The 22,768-nt window shown below is 69.5% G+C and carries 20 protein-coding genes; 7 read left to right on the forward strand and 13 right to left on the reverse strand.

The features are described from left to right. Positions 1-59: 59 nt before the first annotated feature. Positions 60-3,395 carry an AfsR/SARP family transcriptional regulator gene (locus ACZ6DL_RS11705; protein ID WP_466050432.1) on the forward strand — a complete coding sequence of 1,112 codons (3,336 nt, stop codon included), beginning with the start codon at positions 60-62 and terminating at the stop codon, positions 3,393-3,395. A gap of 129 nt (positions 3,396-3,524) precedes the next feature. Here ACZ6DL_RS11705 and ACZ6DL_RS11710 read toward each other — a convergent pair whose 3' ends face one another. From ACZ6DL_RS11710 to ACZ6DL_RS11730, 5 genes are all read right to left on the reverse strand, one after another. Next, entirely contained in the window at positions 3,525-4,358 is an 834-nt protein-coding gene (locus ACZ6DL_RS11710; RefSeq protein WP_466050433.1) for an ABC transporter permease, read from the reverse strand. A 68-nt stretch (positions 4,359-4,426) separates the two neighbouring features. Beyond that, complete coding sequence (locus ACZ6DL_RS11715) at positions 4,427-5,419, reverse strand: ATP-binding cassette domain-containing protein (RefSeq protein WP_391462022.1); 993 nt, start codon at positions 5,417-5,419, stop codon at positions 4,427-4,429. A gap of 96 nt (positions 5,420-5,515) precedes the next feature. Further along, positions 5,516-6,676 (reverse strand): o-succinylbenzoate--CoA ligase, encoded by a 1,161-nt coding sequence (gene menE, locus ACZ6DL_RS11720; RefSeq protein ID WP_466050434.1) that lies wholly within the window; start codon positions 6,674-6,676, stop codon positions 5,516-5,518. Positions 6,677-7,014: 338 nt separating this feature from the next. Continuing rightward, on the reverse strand, positions 7,015-7,407 hold the full coding sequence (locus tag ACZ6DL_RS11725; protein ID WP_466050435.1) for a VOC family protein: 393 nt from the start codon (positions 7,405-7,407) through the stop codon (positions 7,015-7,017). A gap of 1 nt (position 7,408) precedes the next feature. Then, a complete protein-coding gene (locus tag ACZ6DL_RS11730; protein ID WP_063051615.1) occupies positions 7,409-8,302 on the reverse strand; it encodes a 1,4-dihydroxy-2-naphthoyl-CoA synthase in 894 nt (297 codons plus the stop codon). 94 nt (positions 8,303-8,396) lie between these two features. Here ACZ6DL_RS11730 and ACZ6DL_RS11735 point away from each other — a divergent pair, with 94 nt between their 5' ends. The 3 genes from ACZ6DL_RS11735 (at position 8,397) to menD (ending at position 11,777) form a co-directional block, all read left to right on the forward strand. Further along, positions 8,397-9,053 (forward strand): PaaI family thioesterase, encoded by a 657-nt coding sequence (locus ACZ6DL_RS11735; RefSeq protein WP_466050436.1) that lies wholly within the window; start codon positions 8,397-8,399, stop codon positions 9,051-9,053. 74 nt (positions 9,054-9,127) lie between these two features. Then, entirely contained in the window at positions 9,128-9,574 is a 447-nt protein-coding gene (locus ACZ6DL_RS11740; protein ID WP_063051613.1) for a DUF6918 family protein, read from the forward strand. A gap of 559 nt (positions 9,575-10,133) precedes the next feature. After that, positions 10,134-11,777 (forward strand): 2-succinyl-5-enolpyruvyl-6-hydroxy-3-cyclohexene-1-carboxylic-acid synthase, encoded by a 1,644-nt coding sequence (gene menD / locus ACZ6DL_RS11745; protein ID WP_466050437.1) that lies wholly within the window; start codon positions 10,134-10,136, stop codon positions 11,775-11,777. 9 nt (positions 11,778-11,786) lie between these two features. Here menD and ACZ6DL_RS11750 read toward each other — a convergent pair whose 3' ends face one another. The 3 genes from ACZ6DL_RS11750 to ACZ6DL_RS11760 all read right to left on the reverse strand — a co-directional run bounded on the left by ACZ6DL_RS11750 (position 11,787) and on the right by ACZ6DL_RS11760 (position 12,983). Next, positions 11,787-12,014, reverse strand: a complete 228-nt coding sequence (locus ACZ6DL_RS11750) for a hypothetical protein (RefSeq protein WP_062968262.1) — start codon at positions 12,012-12,014, stop codon at positions 11,787-11,789. 129 nt (positions 12,015-12,143) lie between these two features. Then, positions 12,144-12,392 (reverse strand): hypothetical protein, encoded by a 249-nt coding sequence (locus ACZ6DL_RS11755; RefSeq protein ID WP_062968263.1) that lies wholly within the window; start codon positions 12,390-12,392, stop codon positions 12,144-12,146. A gap of 90 nt (positions 12,393-12,482) precedes the next feature. Further along, positions 12,483-12,983: an SgcJ/EcaC family oxidoreductase gene (locus ACZ6DL_RS11760; RefSeq protein WP_466050438.1), complete on the reverse strand. Its 501-nt coding sequence runs from the start codon at positions 12,981-12,983 to the stop codon at positions 12,483-12,485. Positions 12,984-13,046: 63 nt separating this feature from the next. Here ACZ6DL_RS11760 and ACZ6DL_RS11765 point away from each other — a divergent pair, with 63 nt between their 5' ends. Beyond that, positions 13,047-13,505 carry a MarR family winged helix-turn-helix transcriptional regulator gene (locus ACZ6DL_RS11765; RefSeq protein ID WP_466050439.1) on the forward strand — a complete coding sequence of 153 codons (459 nt, stop codon included), beginning with the start codon at positions 13,047-13,049 and terminating at the stop codon, positions 13,503-13,505. Positions 13,506-13,609: 104 nt separating this feature from the next. Further along, positions 13,610-14,212 carry a TIGR03086 family metal-binding protein gene (locus ACZ6DL_RS11770; protein ID WP_466050440.1) on the forward strand — a complete coding sequence of 201 codons (603 nt, stop codon included), beginning with the start codon at positions 13,610-13,612 and terminating at the stop codon, positions 14,210-14,212. On the opposite strand, the gene ACZ6DL_RS11775 is transcribed toward ACZ6DL_RS11770, so the two are convergent. Then, positions 14,209-14,838: a TetR/AcrR family transcriptional regulator gene (locus tag ACZ6DL_RS11775; RefSeq protein WP_466050441.1), complete on the reverse strand. Its 630-nt coding sequence runs from the start codon at positions 14,836-14,838 to the stop codon at positions 14,209-14,211. The genes ACZ6DL_RS11770 and ACZ6DL_RS11775 overlap by 4 nt on opposite strands. 113 nt (positions 14,839-14,951) lie before the next feature. Between ACZ6DL_RS11775 and ACZ6DL_RS11780 the strand changes: the two genes are divergently transcribed. After that, complete coding sequence (locus tag ACZ6DL_RS11780) at positions 14,952-15,986, forward strand: aldo/keto reductase (RefSeq protein ID WP_466050521.1); 1,035 nt, start codon at positions 14,952-14,954, stop codon at positions 15,984-15,986. Positions 15,987-15,998: 12 nt separating this feature from the next. Here ACZ6DL_RS11780 and ACZ6DL_RS11785 read toward each other — a convergent pair whose 3' ends face one another. The 4 genes from ACZ6DL_RS11785 to ACZ6DL_RS11800 form a co-directional block, all read right to left on the reverse strand. Beyond that, complete coding sequence (locus ACZ6DL_RS11785) at positions 15,999-16,349, reverse strand: hypothetical protein (protein WP_466050442.1); 351 nt, start codon at positions 16,347-16,349, stop codon at positions 15,999-16,001. 112 nt (positions 16,350-16,461) lie between these two features. After that, positions 16,462-20,652 carry a molybdopterin-dependent oxidoreductase gene (locus ACZ6DL_RS11790; protein WP_466050443.1) on the reverse strand — a complete coding sequence of 1,397 codons (4,191 nt, stop codon included), beginning with the start codon at positions 20,650-20,652 and terminating at the stop codon, positions 16,462-16,464. Between the two features lie 114 nt (positions 20,653-20,766). After that, positions 20,767-21,471 (reverse strand): demethylmenaquinone methyltransferase, encoded by a 705-nt coding sequence (locus tag ACZ6DL_RS11795; RefSeq protein WP_466050444.1) that lies wholly within the window; start codon positions 21,469-21,471, stop codon positions 20,767-20,769. Between the two features lie 74 nt (positions 21,472-21,545). Continuing rightward, a complete protein-coding gene (locus ACZ6DL_RS11800; RefSeq protein ID WP_466050445.1) occupies positions 21,546-22,688 on the reverse strand; it encodes a glycosyltransferase family 4 protein in 1,143 nt (380 codons plus the stop codon). Positions 22,689-22,768 lie beyond the last annotated feature (80 nt).

The raw sequence follows: 22,768 nt of genomic DNA on the forward strand, positions 1-22,768 counted from the left end.
CCTACGATGACCGCGGGATGTTTCCGGAGCGCAGCGGCCCGCACGGCCACAGTCGAGCAGTGACGACGCCCGCAGGCGAATCGGTCGTGGTGGCCCTGCTGGGCGAGGTCGCGCTGCGCCGTGACGGCCTGCTGACGCCGCTGCCCGGCGCACGATCCCGGCTGCTGCTCACCGCCCTCGCGCTGCGCCCCGGCCGCAGCCGCGGCGCGCACGCCCTGATCGAGGATGTCTGGGGCGAACAGCCGCCTCGGTCGCCGATGAACGCGCTGCACACCCAGGTCTCCCGGCTGCGGTCGGCACTGCCGGAGGGCGCGCTGGAAATCGGCCCGGCGGGCTACCGGTTGACGCTCGCCGCCGAACAGGTCGATTTGTCCTCGGTAGGCGAGCGCGTCACGCGGGCGCGCGAGCTGCACGCCGCGGGTGACATTTCCGGATGTTTGGCGCAGATCGCGAGCGCGCGGGCGCTGTGGCGCGGGGATCCCGGCGCCGATCTGCCACCGGGTGAGCTCGCCGACGAGTTACGCCACGCGGCCGGGCGGCGAAGCGCCGAACTCGATGAGCTCGAACTCGCCGCACGCGAGGGCGGCGGTGACATCGACGGCGCCTTGGACCTGGCTCGGCTGCGCGCCGCCGCGGACCCGTTGGACGAGCCCGCGCAGCTGACCCTGATGCGTCTGCTCGCCGCCTCGGGACGGAGCAACGAGGCGCTGGAATCGTTCGCGGCCTTCCGTTGGCGATTGGCCGACCAGCTCGGCGCCGATCCCGGACCGGCGCTTTCCGCGGCGCATACGGCGATCCTGCGCGGCGAGCCGATCGGGCTCACCGCCCCGCCGCGTGCCACGACGCCGGTGGCGAGCGCGGGATACCGAACCGGGTTCCCGGCCACTTCCACGCCCTCGGCCGAAGCGGCCCCGGAACCGCAGCCCGCCGCGATGGGGCTGCGCGCCGCCCCCAACGCGCTGCTCGGCCGGACGGACGATCTCGCCGCGCTCACCGATCTGCTGGACGACTCCAGGGTGGTGACCGTGCTCGGCCCGGGCGGCGCGGGCAAGACCAGGGTCGCGAACGAGCTCGGTGCGCGGGTGGCGCGCACCCGCCCGGTGGCGCTGGTGGAGCTGGCCTCGGTGCGTGCCGAAGGAGGCGACGCCAGGGTCGAGATCGAGGCGGCGATCGCCGCGGTGCTCGGGCTCAGCGAGGTCACCTTCGACACGGCGACGCTGCGCTCCGGGCAGACGGTCGATCTGCGCAGGCGGTTGCGCGACGCGGTGTCGGCGCGCTCGATGCTGCTGATCCTGGACAACTGCGAGCATCTGGTCGACGCGGTCGCCGTGGTGGTCGCCGACCTGATCGGCGCCGCGCCACGGCTGACCGTGCTCACCACGAGCCGGTCGCCGTTGACGATCACCGCGGAGGCGGTGTATCCGTTGCCGCCGCTGACCATCGATCCGGCGGGCTCACCCGCCACCGAGCTGTTCGCCGCCCGTGCCAGGGCCGTGCGCCCGGCGGTCCGGCTGGACCCCGAGATCGTCGCCCAGCTCTGCCACACGCTCGACGGGCTGCCGCTGGCCATCGAACTGGCCGCCGCCCGCGTCCGGGCGATGAGCGTCGAGGAGATCAACGAGCGATTGGCCGATCGGTTCGCGCTGCTGCGCCACGGGGACCGCAGCTCGCCCGAACGGCATCGCACGCTGCACGCGGTGATCGACTGGAGCTGGAACCTGCTCGATACCGAACAGCAAGCGACACTGCGCCGGTTGTGCCGATTTCCGGCCGGTTTCACGCTGGCGGCCGCCGAGGCGGTCGCGGGTGGAGCCGACGTGACCGATGTCGCCGCGGCCGTCGACGGTCTGGTCAACCAATCGCTGCTCACCGTGCTGGACGACGAACTGCTCGGCACCCGCTATCGCATGCTGGAGACGGTGCGGGAATTCGGTGAAGAGCAGCTGGTCGCCACGGCGGGGGAGCCGGACGCGGTCGACACCCGGATGATGCGGTGGGCCAAGGACTACGCCGATGACGCGGCGAGCCGGTATATGACCGGCGATCAGGTTCACCTTGCCCTCTCCGTGGCGGCGGAGCTGGACAACTTGCTCGCCGCGCTGCGTTGTGGCATCGAACGACGGGATGCCGCAACGGCCTACACGGTGTTCCCGGTTGTCGCCACGCTGTGGGTGATCCGCGGATCTCATATGGAAGTGATCGCCTGGGCCCAGCGGGTCATCGAGCTGGAACCGGCCGACTTCGGTCCGGAAGGTCCGCGTCCGGACCTCGTGCTCGTCACCTACCAGATGACCTTCCTGCATCTCGCTTACACCAACGGCAGCGCCAGGGAGATCGCCGCGCTGCGCCTGCGCGTGCGCCGCTTGCTTCGTCTCTCCGTCGAACTCACCGAGAACAGCCGATTCGTCGCCGGGGTGGTGCTCACCAGAGCCGATGCGCGCGGACTCAGCAGGCTGCTCGCCGAGGCGGCGCGTTCGGCCGATCCGGAGACCAGGGGCACGGCGCTGTTGCTGCGGGCCAACATCCGGGAAAACCTCGGCGACGTGCGCGGCTCCACCATCGATGCGATGAAGGCGCTGGAAGTCCTCGGACACGAGAACGTCTGGAGCGTGGCCATGGTGAGCAGGCACCTGGGACAGGTCTGTGGACAGATCGCCCAGTACGCCGAATCGGTGACCTATTACCGCCGCTCGCTCGACTTGCTGCAGCGGCTCGGCGCCTACGAGGACACGGTGGAGATCCGCAGCCTGCTGGTGGCTTCGCTGGTGGGCGCCGGCGATCTGGAGCAGGCCCGGCGGGAACTGGACCTCGCGTTGGGCACGCCGGACCTGGACACCTCGTCTCTCGGACAGAATCGGCTGCTGTCCACGGTGATGCAGAGTTCGGCTGAACTGACATTCGCGACCGGCGACAGCGCAGGCGGATTCGCGCGCTACGAGCGTGCGCTGGAGCTGTTCGGCTGGCCGGACCAGGCGCTCGGTCCCGGGCCCGGCGCCCTGATGCTCGCCGCGGCGGCGCTCGCCGCGCAGGTGCTCCACGGCGGCGCCGGCTCGAGCGCGGTCCTGGCCGCACAGCTGGCCGAGCTCACCGTGCCGATGATGACCCAATACCGGGATTTGCCACAGATCGGCGGTGTCGCCTGCGCGGTCGGGTCGTATCTCATCGCCGTCGACCGCGAGGTCGGCACGGGTCTCGACTTGTTGGTGCTAGCGCCGAACGTCTTCTGCCGTCAGGATTTCCCCTCCATGCGCTGGCAGCGGCACCTGGACGCGGCGATCGCGAAGCTCGGTGCCGACCAGGTCGCGCAAGCCCGCCGCCGCCTCGGCCACCTGCGCCGCGGTGAATCCGCCGACCGCATCATCCGAATGCTCCACAGCTTGAGCGCCACCCACTGACGGTCGTCGCTTACGTGATTGGTTCTTCGCCGACGCTCTGGCATGCGCGGGGGATTCCGGCCGTACGACATACGCCGAAAGCAGGCCGGGTAACAGTCGTCACCCGGCCTGCTCGTGTGTGGAGAGCGCTCATGCCCGCCGCATGTACGCCTTGACCGTGAGCGGTGCGAAGATCGCGATGACCACCAGCGCGCCGATCAACGACCAGGCCAGGTCGCCGCCGAAACCGGCGCCGTTCATCAATCCGCGGCACGCGTTCACCATGTAGTACACGGGGTTCACGTGATTGAGGCCCTGCATCCAGCCCGGCATCGTGCTCACCATGGCGAAGGCGCCGGACATGAAGGTCAGCGGGAACATGATCATCATCGAGATGCCCTGCACGCCCGCGGCACTCTTGCCGGTGACCCCGACCAGCGCCCAGATCCAGCTGATCGCGAACGAGCAGACCACGATGACCAGACCCGCCGCGACCACGCCGAGCACACCGCCCTCCGGGCGGTAGCCGATGGCGACGCCGACGACGATGGTGAGCACGGTCGCGATGACGTAGCGCACCATGTCGGCCAGCAGCGCGCCCGCCAGCGCCGAGATGCGGGCGATGGGCAGGGACTTGAACCGGTCGAAGACGCCCTTGTCCATGTCCTCACGCAACTGGGTGCCGGTGACCACCGAGGTGAGCACCACGGTCTGCACCAGGATGCCGGGGATCAGGACCGGCAGATAGTCGTGCACGCTGCCGCCGATGGCGCCGCCGAAGATGTAGGCGAACAAGGCGGTGAACAGGATCGGCTGAATCGTCACGTCGAACAGCTGCTCGGGCTTGTGCTTGATCTTCAGCAGGCCGCGGTAGGCCATGGTGAACGAATTCGACACCGCCTGGCCCAGCGGAACGTGGTTGCTGACTTCGGGAATCTTCGTCGGCGCGGCATGGCGCGCCTCGGTCCTGGTGATGGTGGTCATGCTGGGTTCCTTATCGGCGTGCGCGGGCGCTTCGTGGTCACGCAGGCTGGCGCCTGCGGGCCGGGCGTTCACGCCGCGCTCTTCTCGGACTCGTCGGTGGTGTCGTCGGCGGGGTGGCCGGTGATGGTGAGGAAGACCTCGTCCAGGCTCGGCTTGGTCACGGTGATCTCGTCGACGCCGATCTCCCGCTCGCGCAGACGGATCAGCAGATCGGCGGTGACGCCGGCGTCGGTCAACGGCGCGGTGAGCCGCCCGGCCTCCGGGGTGATCTGCGCTTCGACGCCGAGGAAATCGCCGATGATGTGGCGCGCCTCATCGAGCCTGCCGCGATCGACCAACGTCAGGTGCAGGCTGGAGCCGCCCACGGAGGCCTTCAGTTCGTCGGCCGTGCCGTCGGCGATCACCTTGCCGTGGTCGATCACCGCGATCCGGTCGGCCAGCTGGTCGGCCTCGTCCAGATACTGGGTGGTGAGCAGCACCGTCGCGCCTTCCCGGACGAGGCGGCGGATGGTCTCCCACATCTGGGCGCGGGTGCGCGGGTCGAGGCCGGTGGTCGGTTCGTCGAGGAACAGCAGCGGCGGCGTCGCGATCAGGCTGGCCGCCAGATCGAGCCTGCGCCGCATGCCGCCGGAGAAGTTCCGCAGCGGCTTGTTCGCCGCCTCGGTGAGATCGAACTCCTCCAGCAGGTCGGCCGCTTTGCGCCGGGCATCGATGCTGCTGAGCCCGAGCAGGCGGGAGAAGACGATCAGGTTCTCGGTGGCGGTCAGGTCCTCGTCGACGGAGGCGTACTGGCCCGTGACGCCGATGAGCGAGCGGACCGCCGTCGGCTCCGCCACCACGTCGTGGCCGAAGATGCGGCCGCGGCCGCCGTCCGGTCGCAGCAGGGTCGCGAGCATGCGGATGGTCGTGGTCTTGCCTGCGCCGTTCGGACCGAGCACGCCGTACACCGAGCCCTGCGGCACCGCCAGGCTCACCCCATCGACGGCACGCTGTTCCCCGAACACCTTGACCAGGCCGTCCGCCTCGACGGCGAGCGCTGAAGTTGGTGCGAAAGAAGTCATGTGGACAACTGTGGACACCGAGACTTGCACGGCTCTTGCGCGGCGCTGTCGCATGACATGCCGGACGGAGCGGGGCAGCGCGCTGCCCCGCTGCCGCTAGTGGGTCGAGTCGGCCAAAAGGTATTCGCGGACTTTGGCGCGGTCGGGCTTCCCGGGGCCGCGGAGGGGGAACTCGTCGAGAACGGCGAGTTCGCGGGGAGCGGCGATGGAGTCCAGTTCGTCGGCGACGTATTCGCGCAGCTCGGCCAGGTCGGGGGTGGCACCGGGGGCGGGGATCACGGCGACGGCGACGCGCTGGCCGAGGCGTTCGTCCGGCAGGCCGACGACGACCACCTCGCTGATCGTGGGGTGGTTGATCAGCACGGCCTCGACCACCTGCGGGATCACCAGCAGGCCGCCGGTGGTGATCGCCTCGTCGAGCCGTCCGGTAATGCTCAGCAGGCCGTTGTCGAAGGCGCCCGCGTCCTCGGTGCGGAACCAGCCCGGTTCGGCGAAGGCGGGATGGTCGGGCTGGTTGCGGTAGCCCGTGGCGATCATGGCGCCGCCCAGCACCACCCGGCCGTCTTCGATCCGGACCTTCGTGCCCTCCAGCGGCACGCCGTCGTATACGCAGCCGCCGCAGGTCTCGCTCATGCCATAGGTGCGCACCACGGTGATGCCCGCGGCTCGCGCGCGCTCGTAGACCGGCTGCGGAGTGGCCGCGCCGCCCACCAGTACGCCGTCGAGCTCGGCCAGCGCGGTGGTGGCCACCGGCGACTCGAGCGCCTTGATCAGCTGGGTCGGGACCAGGGATGTGTAGCGCCGTTCACCGCGCATACCCGTGATCGCGCCGGCCAGCGCCTCGGGCAGGAATCCGCCGGACACGTCCAGCACGGTGGGTTCGGTCCCCGCCAGGATGCTGCGCAGCAGCACCTGGATACCGGCGATGTGATGGGTGGGCAGGGCCAGCAACCAGTTGCCGGGACCGCCGAGCCGGTCGTGTGTGGCGGTGCCGCTCGCGCGCAGGGCGGCCGAACTCAACATCGCGCCCTTCGGCACGCCCGTGGTGCCGGAGGTGGTCACCACCAGGGCGACTTCCTCGTCGATCGGCTCGCCGGGGGAGAGGGCGTCGCTCAAGCGTCTCGACTCGCGTCGATCGCTGTTGGGAACGGGCAGCCACGCGGCCCCGCTACCTTCCAGCGCCGCCCGCAGATGGGGCATGACATCGCCGAGACCGGACCCGGTGGGCATCGGCAGGGTGCGCAGTGTCTTACTCATGCCATGCCTCGCCGCTCGCCAGGCTCGGTCGTGCCCAGAGCCGCTGTCCCCATGGCTCGCTCGCTGCACTCCCTCACGGTAGGGATCGTGTCATGCCCGCGTAACCGCGTGCGGAACGGGTCGGTATGCCGGAGTGGCGCACCCGCGGCGCGGTCACCCGGTCGGATCGGGGCTCAAGTACGACAGACATCGAGACTGCGATTCACTCGGTCGGACGGGACACGGACACAGCCGGCCCGGACGTCGGCGGTCGGGTGGCCGTCCGAGCGTTATCGTCCTCGCCGGTTCTCGCGTTGGCAACTCGGTGGCGCCCGCCGAACTACCGATCCGAACCGTTGCTACGACGGCGACCAGCGGGAATCCCGCCTGATCGGATGCGACGGCGGGACCTCCACCAGAACGACCGGCACGCCGTCGGGATCGTGCACCCACATCTCGTGCAAGCCCCACGGCTCCTCGACCGGTGCACGGTCGATCGCGATGCCCTTCAGCGCCAGTTCCGCGGCGGCGGCGGACACGTCGCGCACCTGGAGCCAGATGGCGCCCTCGAACGACGACGATTCCCCCGACCCGCCGTGCGCGGCCACCTCGATCAGCGATTGGCCCGCGAAGAAGACGGTGCCGCCCGGATATTCCCGCGCGATGGCCAGCTCCAGTCCGTCCCGGTAGAACGCGAGCGTGGCCTGGTAATCGGCGGGCCGCAGGATGATCCGGCTGCTGAGGATGTCCATATCAGAAGTACCAGGGGTAGGGAGTCCAGTCCGGCTCGCGTTTCTGCAGGAACGCGTCGCGGCCTTCGACGGCTTCGTCGGTCATGTAGGCCATCCTGGTCGCCTCGCCCGCGAAGAGTTGCTGGCCGACCAGACCGTCGTCCAGCAAATTGAACGCGTACTTCAGCATGCGCTGCGCCTGCGGGGATTTGCCGTTGATGTCGGCGGTCCACTCCAGTGCGACGTCCTCCAGCTCGGCGTGGTCGACGACCTTGTTCACCGCGCCCATCTGGTGCATTTCCTCGGCGGTGTAGGGGCGGCCGAGGAAGAAGATCTCGCGGGCGAACTTCTGGCCGACCATCTTGGCCAGGTAGGCGCTGCCGTAGCCGCCGTCGAAGCTGCCCACGTCGGCGTCGGTCTGCTTGAAGCGGGCGTGCTCGCGGCTGGCCAGGGTGAGGTCGCAGACCACGTGCAGGCTGTGACCACCGCCCGCGGCCCACCCGTTCACCAGGGCGATCACCACCTTCGGCATGAAACGGATCAACCGCTGCACCTCCAGGATGTGCAGGCGGCCCGCGCGGGCCTGGTCGACCGTGTCCGCGGTGTCACCGCTGGCGTACTGGTATCCGCTGCGGCCGCGGATGCGCTGGTCACCGCCGGAGCAGAACGCCCAGCCGCCGTCCTTGGGGCTGGGGCCGTTGCCGGTGAGCAGCACCGCGCCGACGTCCGAAGTCATCCGCGCGTGGTCGAGTGCCCGGAAGAGTTCGTCGACCGTGTGCGGGCGGAACGCATTGCGCACCTCCGGCCGGTCGAACGCCACACGCACGGTGCCCTGCTCGATGTGCCGGTGATAGGTGATGTCGGTCAGGTTCTCGAATCCCGGAACGGGACGCCACAGCTTCGGATTGAACGTCACCCGGGCAATGCTAGGTCGCGCTGCGCCCGAAAGTCGTGAGCGGGCAGAGGGATCTCGATTTGACGGTGTAAAAATACGCGTTACCGTGCAAGTTATGAGCGAGCAAGTGAAACCGGTTATCGACCGGAGCGCGGTGGACGGGTCCCGGTATGAGAAGCACGGCGGATTCCCGAAGGTCACCCCCGCGCGGGTCGGACCGAACTTCGGCGGATTCGTGGAAGCCATGCGGACGTTGCAGGATCTCGCCGTCTCCGTGGACGCGCCCGACGACGTGTTCGGGGCCGCGCAGGCCAAAGCCCGCGAGCTGATCGATCTGCTGGAGCCCTATCGCGCGCCCGAGTTGCAGGGACCGGCCGGCCGCGCCGTCGAACTGCCGGGACGGGGAAGCCTTCTGCTGCTGCCGTGGCAGGTGGTCGAGGCGGGGCCGGGCGGCATCGAGATGACGGGTGTGTTCCGCCGTTTCCATCTCGGCGGCAACGGCGCCGCGCACGGCGGTGTGCTGCCGCTGCTGTTCGACGATCTGCTCGGCATGATCGTGCACTACGCCGGGCGGCCGATCAGCCGCACCGCGTACCTTCATGTGAACTACCGCAAGATCACTCCGCTGGAAACACAACTGACGGTTCGCGGACGGGTCGACCGGATCGAAGGGCGCAAAACTTTCATCGCCGCCGAATTGCTCGATGAGCAGGGCGATCTGCTCGCCGACTGCGAAGGTCTGATGGTGGAGTTGCTCCCGTGGCAGCCGTAGCCGGGTGAATGCTGGCGCGGGTGCGTATAGTTGCCCTCGCTCGTTCATCGATACCGATCCGGAGGAACCTGAAAGTGGTTGCAGCACTGTCTGAATCCCTGCTCGACGACGCGAAGCGCCCGGCTTTCCTTGCCGACGCCGTCGAGGTTCTCGATGCCGAGGTCTCGGACAAGGGTGGTGCGTCCGGCCTGGCTGTGAAGGGTGGCTACGCGGCGGTCAAGAAGATCAGCCCGTCCATCGTGCCCGATGCGCTGGAGTCGTTGGCGCCCAAGTTCGTCGCGCAGCTGGAGCCGTTCTGGCAGGAGTACACGGCGTCGGGCTCCGGCAAGTTCGCCGATCTGCTCGTCGCCAAGTCGGACGAGGTCGCCGAGGCGTTGCTCGCCGTCACCGACGCTCGGGCCGAATCCTCCACTCGCCCGGCCCTGCAGAAGGTCTACTCCTCGATGCGTTCCTCGGCGAAGAAGAACGTCATCGAGGCGCTGCCGCGCGTGGGCGACCTGATCCAGAAGCACGCTCAGTAGTTTTTCCAGCGCCTGCGGCGCTGGGTGTTCGCGGCCCCCTCTTGGCTCGCGTCCGAGCGACCACCGCTTGCGACTTCGTCGCGGACGCGGCGGCCACTCGGACGCGAGCCGGGCCGCGAACGGCGCGCATGCTCGGTCTCGCTTCGCTCGAAACCGGGAGCTGAGCGGTGTGGTCGAGGGTAGGAGTCAGGGCTACGATTTGAGTCCTGCCTTGTAACGGTCGCGTCCGAGTGATTACTGCTGGCCCTATGGTCGCGGACGTAGCCGGTGCTCGGAGGGGAGCAGGGCGGTGTTTGTGCAGCGCCTGCGAAGCCGCAGTGTTGCGGGTCCCTCCTTGGAGCGCGACCACGCCTACCAATAGCGACCTCCCTGCGCATGATCGAATGTCAGCCGGGCCGCGATAGCGACCTCCCTGCGCCATGTTCGGACGTCAGCCGAGGCGCGCGGGCTCGTCGGCCTCCTCGGGAGCGATCGCGGCCCGGAGGCAGTGTCCGAGGACACGTGTGATTGCGAGCCTCCCGGCGGCGACTTCCAGTTGACTGTCTGCCAGTCTGGAGACGTGAACCCGTCAACAGCACAAGCGCAGGTCGTCGTCGACGAACTCGTGCGCGGGGGCGTGCGGGATGTCGTCCTGTGCCCCGGCTCCCGGAACGCTCCGCTGGCCTTCGCCCTCCAGGCTGCCGACGCGGCGGGGCGGCTGCGGCTGCATATGCGGATCGACGAGCGAACGGCGGGCTTTCTCGCCGTCGGGCTCGCGATCGCGAGCGGGCACCCGGTCCCGGTCGTGATGACCTCGGGCACCGCGGTGGCCAACCTCGGGCCGGCCGTGCTGGAGGCGAACTATGCCCGCGTCCCGCTGGTGGTGCTCAGCGCCAACCGACCCTATGAACTGCTCGGCTCCGGAGCCAACCAGACCGTCGAACAGCTCGGCCTGTTCGGCAGCCAGGTCCGCGCCACCATCTCGCTCGGTCTGGCGGAGCAGGAGGCCGGGGACGCCGAGCACCCGCCCTATGGCCAGCAGAACAGCCAGTGGCGTTCCGCGGTGTGCCGGGTGCTGGCGGCGGCGCGCGGCACTCGCTCCGGCAACGCGGGCCCGGTGCACTTCGATGTCCCGCTGCGTGAGCCGCTGGTCCCCGACCTGGCGCCGGGTGAGTCTGCTCCCACGGGTCGCGCGGGCGAGTGCGCCTGGACCGAGACCCAGTACGCCACCCTGGACGTGCCGCTCGATCTCGACCTCACACCGGACACGGTGGTGATCTCCGGACACGGCGCCGGGTTGCGCCCGGAGCTGGCGGATCTGCCGACCGTCGCCGAGCCCACCGCCCCCATGCACGGCCCCGCGCTGCATCCGCTGGTGCTGTCGCTGCTGCGGCCGAAGCAGGCGATCATCACCGGCCGCCCGACCCTGCACCGGCAGGTCTCGAAGGTGCTCGCCGATCCGGACGTCCGGGTCTACGCGCTCACCACGGGTCCGCGCTGGCCCGACGTGTCCGGCAACGTGGTCGGTACCGGCACGCGCGCGGTCATCAGCGGCGCTCCCAGCGCGGGATGGCTGGAGCAGTGTCGTGAACTGAACGCGAAAGCCGACCAGGTGGTGCGCGCCGAACTCGCGCGGCATCCGAAACCCACCGGGCTGCACGTCGCCGCGGTCGTGATGGACGCGCTGCGGGACGGCGACCAACTGCTGCTCGGCGCCTCGAACCCGGTGCGGGACGCCGCGCTGGTGTCGCATCCGCGGCCGGGGATCAAGGTGCTGTCGAATCGCGGCGTGGCCGGGATCGACGGCACGGTGTCCACCGCGGTGGGCGCCGCCCTGCACCACGAGGGGCGCACCATCGCGCTGATCGGCGATCTGACCTTCCTGCACGACGCGTCCGGTCTGCTGATCGGCCCCGGCGAACCGCGACCGGCCGACTTGACCATCGTGGTGGCCAACGACGACGGCGGCGGCATCTTCGAGCTGCTCGAGCAGGGCGACCCGCAGTACGCGGGCGTGTTCGAACGGGTCTTCGGCACCCCGCACGGCATGGATCTCGCCGCCTTGTGCGCCGCCTATCGCATCCCGCACCGGCAGGTGGACCCGCAACAGCTGGCCGTCGAGCTGACCGGGCACGCCCATGGCATGCGGGTGCTCGAGGTGGCCACCGAGCGGTCCAGCCTGCGGGAACTGCACGCGACGGTGCGGGCGAAAATCCAGCCCTGAGCCGTACGGTCAGAAGCCGAATTCGTCCTCGGGGTCGTCGTCCATCGGAACCACGATGGACTGCTCGAGCACGTCCGCCGGATTCGCCTCCAATACGTCGCGTTCGGGAATCGCCCGTCCGACGGCGTCGTCCTGCTCCGGCAGGTCGTCGGCGACCACCGGCTCCTCCGGATACGCCGGGACGGACTGCTCGGCGAGATCCGCCTCCGGGACCGCGTCGGCAAGGGGATCTGACATCGTGCGCTCCTCTCCGCGTGGGCGTCTCGATGGGCATACCCGTCGCGGGATGCCGCAATCGAGGCGGACGATCGACTCCGACTGCATCGAGGATGCCCGTGGTCGGGACGGACGGCAAGCATTTTCGCCTCAGCGTTGTCGCTCTTCGTCGACCCGCGCCGCCGTGGCATCGGCGGGGTGCTCGACCAGTGCGAGCGTGCGTCCGGCCATGAACCGCGCGGTCCGCACCGCCGTCCCCGATCGCGTCACTTCGCTGACTTCGACCACGCCACGCGCGATCCTGACTTCGACCCGCCGCCCCGCCCGGGTAGCCGCGATCTCGTAACTGCGAGATCCGTCGCCGACGTCGACGACGATCTCCACCCGATCACCCTTCATCTACCAATTATCCGCTTTTCCAGCGCATTTCGCCGCTACGAGTGCGTAACGGCGGTACCTCGCGTCGGTCGAGACGGCCCGGTTCCGCGGTTACCGAGCGGGCCTGCGCGGTCCGACTCCGAGCCTGCGTGCCGCGCGGCCCATGAGACGAGACATTCCGGCCGGAAAGGAATCCGGTTCGGGAACCGTCACCGGGCGGATCCGGCCATTGTGGATCGCGGTTATCCGCCAGCCCTCGGAGGTGCGTACCAGCACCAGCGTCTGGCGCGATCGCCTGCGCTCGGGCAGCCGCGATCGCCACGGCATCAGTACCGACGCCGTGCCGTGCAGGATCGCCACGTCCGGTGTGACGAAGCGAATCGACTCCAGGTCGCCGACCAGTGCGGAGCCTGCCAGCACGCCTCGGAAGAGCTTGTCGTGATTGCGCTGGTGCTCCGCTCGGCCGATCGCGCGGGTGCCGTCATAGGACACGTAGTCGGAGTCGGCGGTGAAATGGCCGGCGTAGGCCTCGGCGTCATTGTCGGTCCAGGCCTGCATGAGGTCGCGGAACAGCGTGCGGATCTCGGCGTCGTCGATGTCGGTGTCGTGCATGGCAGCGTCCTTGTGCGTGCTATTATTTCGATGAACGAAAGATACGATAGCAGAAAGTTTCGAATGTCGAAAGAAACTCTTATCGGTGCCATCGGCACGCAGTTGCGACTGCTCCAGCAGAGCTTCGACGTCTTCGACGAGGCGGTCGCCGCGCACCTGGGCATGAACCGCACCGATCTTCGCTGCCTCGATGTGGTGCTCGGCCGTGGCCCGCTGCCCGCGGGTGAGTTGAGCGCGGCGGTGCGACTCAGCCCCGCGGCCACTACCACGGTGATCGATCGACTGGAGCGGGCGGGATTCGTCACACGCGGTCAGGATCCGGCCAATCGGCGCCGTGTGCTGGTAACCGCCACTGCCGCCGCGCACGACATGGCGGAGCGGATCTTCGAGCCGGTCGGCCGGGCGGGTGCGCGGGCTCTCGGTCGCTACGACCTCGATCAGCTCTCGCTGATTCTCGACTTCCTGCACACGGCCTTGGATGTGCATCGCGCACAGGCCGATCGCATCGCATCGCAGAGCTGACCGGTACTTCCTGCTGGGTTCGACTTCGCGTTCCTCCGGACCGATGAGTTCGGCCCGGCTGGGACGTCTGCATGGATGAACCTGTCCCCGGCTCAGGAGATTCGATGAATCCGGAATTCGATTTCGAACCCGCCGCTGTCGCTCTGTCGTCCGTGGTCGGCCGCATCACCGACGGCCAGCTCGCCGCGCCGACGCCGTGCGCCGACACCACGGTGCGTGATCTGCTCGCGCACGTGCTCGATCTGACCGAGGCGTTTCGTCGAGCGGCCACCAAGGAGGCCGTCGGTAGTTCGGTCGCGCCGGCTCCGCCGGTGGGGCGCGCCTTGCCCGAGGATTGGCGCGAGCGCGTTCCGGCCCAGCTCGATGCCCTGGTGGCAGCGTGGCGGGAGCCCGTGGCCTGGGACGGCGTGACCGAGGCGGGCGGAGTGAGCGAACCGGCCCCGGTGATGGCCAGGATCGCCCTGGACGAGGTGGTGGTGCACGGCTGGGATCTCGCGAAGGCCACGGGGCAGCCCTTCGCCTGCGACGACGGGCACTTGGCGATCCTGCTGGACATGCTGCGCGAGACCCCGGCCGAAGGGGTGCCCGGTCTGTTCGGGCCGGTGGTGCCGGTCGCGCCCGATGCGCCGGCCCTGGCGCGAATGCTCGCTTACACCGGTCGCCGCGCCGACTGGACCGCGGACGCCAGGGGGGCGGTGCTCGGCTAGCCGCGCGACGAATCGGGGGTTACGAAAGTGCCCGCGATCACGGCATCGACCGCGGCGTGCGCGGCGGTATCCGCGGCGGCGTCGTCGATCGGGTCGCCGCTGGCGAGCAGCCGGTAGTAGAGCGGGGCCGACACCGCGGACAGCACCGCGCGTGCGTCGGTGCGCTCCGGCGCTTCGCCGCGCGCGACGGCGGCCGCTACGCACGCCGACCACTCGGTGAGCCGCACTTCGTAGAAGCGGCGCAGAGCGGCCGCAGTGGACTCGTCGCAGGTGGCGGCGGCGATCACGGCGCGGAAGAGCTTGCCTTGGCGCGGATCGGACAGCGTCTTCGCGACCAGGCGGGCGTTGGCGGTGAGATCGCCGAGCAACGAGCCGGTGTCGGCGTGCGGCAGCGACTGCTCGGCCATGTCGGTCAGCAGGTCGGCGATCAGGCCGGTGGGCGTGCGCCAGCGGCGGTAGACGGTGGTCTTGCCGACCTCGGCGCGTGCCGCGACCTCGGCGAGGTCGAGGTGGGCGAACCCGTGTTCGGCCAGCAGGTCGCCCGCCGCTCGCAGGACGGCGGCGCGAACCCGCGCGGTGCGCCCACCGGGTCGAACCGATCCGGGTGTGGCCTCTTCCGGCTCCATAACGGCACTCCAGTTTCATTTATTGACGAACGGGTGTACCGTCCGAAGTGTTAATGGAACTATAGACCCTTTAGGAGGGCTGTCCAGTGAACGTTCGGATGGTCGACACGCAGATGGAGTACCGGCGGCTCGGCGCATCAGGTCTCCACGTCCCGGCCTTGAGCTTCGGCGCGGGCACTTTCGGCGGCCGGGGTGAACTGTTCGGCGCATGGGGCGACACCGATGCCGAACAGGCGCGGCGGCTGGTCGACATCAGCTTGGACGCGGGCGTGAACATGTTCGACACCGCCGATGTCTACTCCGACGGCGCCTCGGAGGAGGTGCTGGGCGCCGCCGTCCAGGGCAGGCGTGATCGGGTGCTGCTGTCCACCAAGGCGACGCTGCCGACCGGCCCCGGCCCCGCGGACGCCGGTTCCGGCCGGGCCAGGCTGATCGGTGCGGTGGAGGCGTCGCTGCGCAGGCTGGGCACGGACTACATCGATCTGTTCCAGTTGCACGCCTTCGACGCGGGCACGCCGGTAGAGGAAGTCGTCGCGGCCCTGGACGATCTGGTGCGCGCGGGCAAGATCCGCTACGTCGGCGCGTCGAACTTCGCGGGCTGGCAGCTGATGAAATCCCTTGCCGCGGCGGATCGCAACGGACTGACCAGGTACGTCGCGCACCAGGTCTACTACTCGCTGGTCGGGCGGGACTACGAGTGGGAACTCATGCCGCTCGGCCGCGACCAAGGTGTCGGCGCGGTGGTCTGGAGTCCCCTCGGCTGGGGCAGGCTCACCGGCAAGATCCGTCGCGGCCAACCGCTTCCGGAAGGCAGTCGCCTGCACCGGACCGCCGAGGCCGGTCCGCCGGTGGACGAGGAGAAGCTTTACGACGTGGTCGACGTCCTCGACGAGCTGGCCGCCGAAACCGGCAAGACGGTGCCGCAGATCGCCCTCAACTGGCTGCTGCGCCGCCCCACCGTCGCCACCGTCATCGTCGGCGCCCGCAACGAGGAGCAGCTACGCCAGAACCTCGGCGCGATCGGCTGGGAACTCGACGCCGAGCAGGTCGCCCGCCTGGACAAACCAAGCGCCACCACCCCGCCCTACCCCTACTACCCGTACTACCGCCTCCCCGACTTCACCCGCCTGAACCCACCCGCGGTGTGAGCGCCGAGGCCGTTAATCCGCTCGGGTCGGCGTCGCGATGAAGCCGAACTTTCCTATGGTGATCACGGCCGGACCGCCCACGCGGTCCAGGTCGTACATCGCCTCCCCGAGGTGGGTGGAAATCAAGTCCATCCACCACTCCCAAGGGGATTCGGGTCTGCCACGCAGGGCATCCTCCGCGATCTTGCGGTAGTACTCCCGCAGTGTGTCCGGCGTGAAGCGCATGGCGACCGGAGGAGTCAGCGCCGCGCCATCGCGTTCGACAACGTACGGAGTGCCCTCCCTTATGGAAACTTTCAGCCCTTCCCAATGCGCGACTCGAACGATGGAGTCCGTCAGCTCTTCGTAGGTCGGCTCGTGCACGGCAAGCCTTTCCTCCCGGGGTAAGCGGTGGCTACCTGTGCCGCTCGGGCCGGAGCGAATGCAGATGCCCTGATGAAGCCTGCCACGGCGATAGCAGCGGCGAAAACGGTCGTCAGTAGACGTCGCGGACGTAACGCTTTTCGGCGACGAGCTGCTTCTTGAAGGCCAGTGCGCCGTCCTCGTCGAGCTTGCCGTGGATGCGCGCGATCCGCAGGAGGGCCTCGTCGACGTCTTTGGCCATGCGGCTCGCGTCGCCGCAGACGTAGAAGTGGGCGCCATCGCGCAGCCAGGACCACAACTCGGCGCCGTGTTCGATCATGCGGTGCTGCACGTAGATCCGCTCCCGCTGGTCCCGGGAGAAGGCCAGGTCGAGGCGGGTAAGGAAGCCGGAACGGAACATGTCCTCCAGTTCGGCGCGGTAGTAGAAGTTCTGCGCCGCGTGCTGATCGCCGAAGAACAGCCAGTTGCGCCCGGTGCAGCCGAGGGCCCTTCGCTCGTGCAGGAACCCCCGGAAGGGCGCGATGCCGGTGCCAGGGCCCACCATGATCATCGGTGCGGCCGGGTCGGCCGGAGGACGGAAGTGCGGTGCGCGTTGCAGGAAGATCGGCACCGCCGCGCCGGTGTAATCGGCGGCCGCCCGATCGGCGAGGAAGGTCGAGCACACTCCGCCGCGCCGCGCCGCCGAACCGGTGGCGGCCGGATCGCCGTAGCGCACGATGCCGACGGTCAGCTCCACCTCGTCCGGACTGACCAGCGGACTCGACGAGATCGAATACTGGCGCGGCTGTAGCTTCTTCAGCGTGCCGAGCCACTCCACCAGATCGGCTCGAATCGGAAAGTCGCGCAGCACGTCCACGGCCTGCCGGTCCCACAGGTAACTCGCCAGTTCGTTGCGGTTGTCGCGGCGCAGCAGTTTGGCGAGTTTGCCGCTGTGGTTGTGCTCGGCGAGGAAGCCGAGCAGATCCTGACCGACCTTGGCGATGTCGTAGTGCGTGCGCAGCGCCTCCGCCAGCGAGAGTTCGCGCTCGTCGACCTCGACCACGCGGCGGCCGTCCAGCCCGGTGGCGTCCAGCCATTCGGTGACCAGCGCGGCGCTGTTCACCGGCCAGACGCCCAAGGAGTCGCCCACCTCGTAGGTGGCGTCCAGGCCGCGCAGATCGAACCCGAAGCGGCGCACCTCTTTCGTCGATCCTCCGGTCGACAGCAACTCGTTGCGCAGCAGCGGGGCACGCAGCGGCGCGGTACGGGTGAACGGCGTGGAAGCGGTGCGGGCGCGCCCGAGCGCCGGTGCGGTACTCGGTATTTCCAGTGTCGCGACCCCGCCGCCCCGGGGTGTGGCGCGGCCCGGGCCGCCTGCGCCGCGCACCGGCGGATCGGCGGGGGACCCGGATTCCTCGCCGCCGAACGCGGTGAGCACGTCGTCGAGCCAGCGCTGTGCCGCGTCTTCGTAGTCGGGTTCGCTGTCGACGCGTGTAAGCAGTCGGGTCGCGCCGAGTTCGGCGAATTTCTCGTCGAGTTTGCGACCGTAACCGCAGAAGTCGTCATAGGAGGAGTCGCCGAGGGCGAACACCGCGTAGCGCACACCGGTCAGCCGCACGACGGTGTCGGCCAGGCGATCCCAGAAATCGGCTCCGTTGTCCGGCGGCCCTCCGTCGCCGAACGTGCTGCTGACCACCAGCACGTCGCCCTGAAGCGTGCTGAGGTCGCAGGAGTCCAGGTCCAGTAGTCGCGGCGTGAAGCCGTGCCCGGCGAGGTGTGCCGAGACGGTGGCCGCGAATTCCTCCGCGGTGCCGGTTTGCGAGGCCCACAGCACGCTGATCGCGCGGGCGGCCGCACCCTCGTCCACCGCGGGCGCCGGGGCCGCCGCACCGCGGGAATACATCCCCGCCAGCAACCCGTCGACCCAAAGCCTGCTGTGCGCGGACATCGGCGCCGAGTCCGGGAGCACCGGCTGACCGGTCACCGGAAGCGCTTGCAGCGCGGCCAGGTATCCGCTGAGGTAGATCCGCTCGGTTTCGCTGAGCGTGGGGGCGGTGCCGCTGTCGAGACCGAGCACGGCCGCCAGCGGATGCGCCGACTCCGCGGCGGGCAGCGCGGCGGGCGTCTCGGGCCGCGGCACGACGGCCACCCTGCGCAGCGCCACCGCGCAAGCCTTGAACTCCGGTTGCAGCGAGGCCGGATCGACCGCGTCGTTGGTGACGGCGTTGATGGTCAGGTATTCGCCCTGCTCGTCGTTCCAGTGGAACGGCGCGAAGCAATCGCCCGGCCGCACACGGTCGCTGACCTGGACCGGAAGCACCGCTCGACCCCGGCGCGAGGCGATCTCGAGTTGGTCGCCCTCGCGCAGACCGAGGCGTTCTGCGTCGGCCGGGTGCACCTCGACGAACGGCGCGCCGGTCAGCTTGGTCAGCTTGCCGATCCTGCCGGTCTTGGTCATCGTGTGCCACTGGTGCTGCAGGCGTCCGGTGTTGAGCAGGAACGGGTAGTCGTCGTCCGGCATCTCCGCGGGCAGCAGGTGCGGGCGTGGCCAGAACACCGCGCGGCGGCTCGGCGTGGCGAAGGCCAGCCGGGGCCGGTGGCCGTGGGCGTCGACGAACAACGTCTGGCTGACACCGTCGTTGCGGTACCGGATCGGATTGCGCCTGCGCTCCGGCTCGGCGCACGGCCACTGCATCGGCCCGTCACGCAGCGCCTCGTAGCTGACGCCGCGCAGGTCGTAGCCGGTCGCGGGATTCGCGAAGCGCTTGATCTCCTCGAAGATCTCGGCACCGGAGGCGAAGCCGAAACCGGGGAACCCCATGGCGGTGGCGATGTCGGCGATGATCCGCCAGTCCGGCCGCGCGTCGCCGGTGGGCGGGACCGACTGCCGCATCAGGGTGAGGTTGCGTTCGGAATTCACCATCACCCCCTCGGCTTCCGCCCACAGCGTGGCGGGAAGCAGCAGGTCGGCGTAGGCGTTGGTCGCGGTCTCGGTGTAGGCGTCCTGGGCGATCACCAGTTCGGCGGCTTCCAGGCCCGCGATCACGGTCTTGCGGTTCGACACGGTGGCGACGGGATTGGTGCAGATGATCCAGGCGGCTTTGATCGTGCCTTCGGACAGGTTGCGGAACATCTCCACCGTGCCGGGCCCGGCTTCGGTGCGCAGCGTGCCGGGCTCGAGGTCCCACACGGTCTCCACGAACGCGCGGTCCTCGGCGGAGAGCACGCTGCGCTGGCCGGGCAGGCCGGGGCCCATATACCCCATCTCCCGGCCGCCCATCGCGTTCGGCTGCCCGGTGAGCGAGAACGGCCCGCTGCCGGGACGGCAGATGGCGCCCGTGGCCAGGTGCAGGTTGCACAGCGCGTTGGTGTTCCAGGTGCCGTGCGTGGACTGGTTGAGTCCCATCGTCCACAGCGACATCCATTCGCCTGCTTCGCCGATCCACTGGGCGGCGGTGCGGATGTCGGCCTCGGCCAGCCCGGTGATCTCGGCCACCCGCTGCGGCGGATAGTCGGCCAGGAACTCCGGCATCGCCTCCCAGCCCTCGGTGTGCTCGGCGATGAACTCCTCGTCGATGTGGCCGCCCTCGACCAGCAGGTGCAGCAGCCCGTTCAGCAGGGCGAGATCGGTGCCGGGGGCGATCTGCAGGAAGAGATCGGCGCGCGCGGCGGTCTCGGTGCGGCGCGGGTCGACCACGATGAGCCGCGCGCCCGCCTTGAGCCGGTCGGCCATCCGCAGGAACAGGATGGGATGGCAGTCGGCCATGTTCGCGCCGATCACGAAGAACAGGTCGGCGTGTTCGAAGTCGTCGTAGGAGCCGGGCGGTCCATCCGCGCCGAGCGACTGCTTGTACCCGGTCCCGGCGCTGGCCATGCACAGCCGCGAGTTCGCCTCGATGTGCACCGTGCGCAGGTAACCCTTGGCGAGCTTGGTGGCGAGGTATTGCGCCTCCAGCGACATCTGCCCGGAAACGTAGAGCGCGATCGCGTCGGGACCGTGCTCGTCCAGGATCGCCCGCAATCGGGTGGCCGCCTCGTGCACCGCCTCGTCCACGGGGAAGGGCACCGGGACCTGGCCGCGCTCCGAGCGCCGGTAGGCGGTCTCCATCCGTCCGGTGGCGCGCATCAGCTCCGCGTGCGTCGCGCCCTTGGTGCACAGCCTGCCCGCGTTGGACGGGTGCAACTTGTCGCCGCTGACCTTGGCGATCACCGGTTTCCCCGCCCCATCCGCGGCGGTCGTCACGGTGATCCCGCAGCCCACGCCGCAGTACGAGCACGCCGTTCGGGCGGTGCCGTCGCTGTGGCCGGTCACTGGGTCGGACATGCCTTCGATCATGCGGACCGCCGATTGCGCGGGATTTACCCCGCGTTATCGCCAGGTGACATTCCACCTCACAGTGCTCGAATCCGGCGGTGAGGTGTGACCGGGGTCTCCGGTTCAGCCGAGTTTGTAGGCCCGGTGCAGGGCGACGACGCCCCCGGTGAGGTTGCGCCACTTCACCGACGACCACCCGTTCGCCGCGATCCGCATCGCCAACCTGCGCTGATTGGGCCACTCCGTGATGGATTCGGCGAGGTAGACGTAGGCGTCGGGGTTGCTGCTCACCACGCGCGCCACCTTCGGTAGCGCTTTCATCAGATACTCCAGGTACACCGTGCGGAACACCGGGAGCACCGGCGCGGAGAATTCACACACCACCAGCCTTCCGCCGGGCTTGGTGACCCGCAGCATCTCACGCAGGGCCAGGTCGGTGTCGGCCACGTTGCGCAGCCCGAACGAGATGGTCACCGCGTCGAAGGAGTCGTCGGCGAACGGCAGCGCCATCGCGTCGGCCGCCACCATCGGCACGTCGCGGAACCGGCCCGCGCTGAGCATGCCCTTGGAGAAGTCGGCTGCGAGGCACCAGGCGCCGGACTTCTGCAGCTCCAGCGTCGATACACCCGTGCCCGCGGCGAGATCGAGCAGCCGCTCACCCGGCCGCAGCGCCAGCGCCTTGCGGGTCGCCCAGCGCCAGTAGCGATCCTGCCCCGCGGAGATCACGGTGTTGGTCAGGTCGTATCGCCGGGCGACGCCGTCGAACATCGCCGCGACTTCGTGCGGCTGCTTGTCCAAGGAGGCCCGGTTCGATTGCGTTTTCGCCACGCGAAGACCCTAACTCGCGGTCTGTTACGAACCGAGCGTGGCGCGGGGATACTTCCGTCACGCCGGAGCGCGGTTCAGGCCGTATGGGGCAAGGAGATCCGGGCGCCCGATACCTCGGCGTAGTGGCCCATCAGCTGGGTACAGACGGCGGGCCAGGTCCGCGACAGCACCGACTTCCTGGCCGCCCCGGCGAACCGGGTCCGCAGCCGCGGATCGTGCAACGCCCCGACCGCACTGGGCAGCAACTCGCCGAAACGATCCACCGGAAGCAGATAACCGTTCCGGCAGTGGGCGATCAGGTCGCGCGGCCCGCCGGCGTCGGGGCCGATCACCGGGACGCCCGAGGCCAGCGCCTCCTGCACGCCCTGGCAGAACGTCTCGTGCTCGCCCGCGTGCACCATGACGTCGAGACTGGCGTACGCCCGCGCCAGCTCGTCGCCGCCGAGTTCGCCGGTGAACACCGCGGTCGGCATCAGCCGGGCGAGCCGCCTGCGTTCCGGCCCGTCGCCGACGATCACCAGCTGGACATCCGGGTCGGTGCCGAGCACCGCGAGCCGCTCGACGTGCTTCTCCGGCGCGAGCCGCCCCACGAAGCCCACCAGCAGGCGGTCGCGGCCGGCGAGCCAGGCGTCGCGCAGCTCGGCGGAGCGGGCGTCGGGCGTGAACCGCGCGATGTCGACGCCGCGCCCCCACCGGTGCACGCGCGGGACGCCGTGCCGGGCCAAGTCCTCCGCCGCCGCCCGGGACGGCGCGAGTGTGCGGGTGGCTCCCTCGTGGATGCGCCGGGTCCAGGCCCAGGCGGCGCGGCTCGTCAGCCCGAGCCCGTAACTCTTGGCGAAGCCCGCGACGTCGGTCTGATACACCGCGACGGTCGGCAGATCCAGCCGCAGCGCCGCCCCCAGTCCGCCCGCGCCGAGCAGGAACGGAGAGGCCAGGTGGACCACGTCGGCGTCGAAGTCGTCGATGGCCGAGACGATGCCCGGCTGCGGCAGCCCGACCGGCAGCGAGCTGATCCTCGGCACCATGACCGCGGGGACTCGGTGGACCCGGAAACGGTGATACTCCCGCGACGCGGCAGGCTGCCCGCGCGGTGTGTCGGGCGCGATGATCAGGGCGTCGTGTCCGTGCCGGTCCAAGTGCTCCAGCACCCGCAGCACGGAGTTGACGACGCCGTTCATACTCGGCAGAAACGACTCCGCGACGATCGCTACACGCACATTCCCAGCCTGGCCGGTGCACCGCGCCGCCCCGCCACACCGAAGTGAAGGGCACGGAAAGATCCGGCGAACTGTCGGGG

It is taken from the genome of Nocardia sp. NPDC041819 (assembly GCF_055590505.1).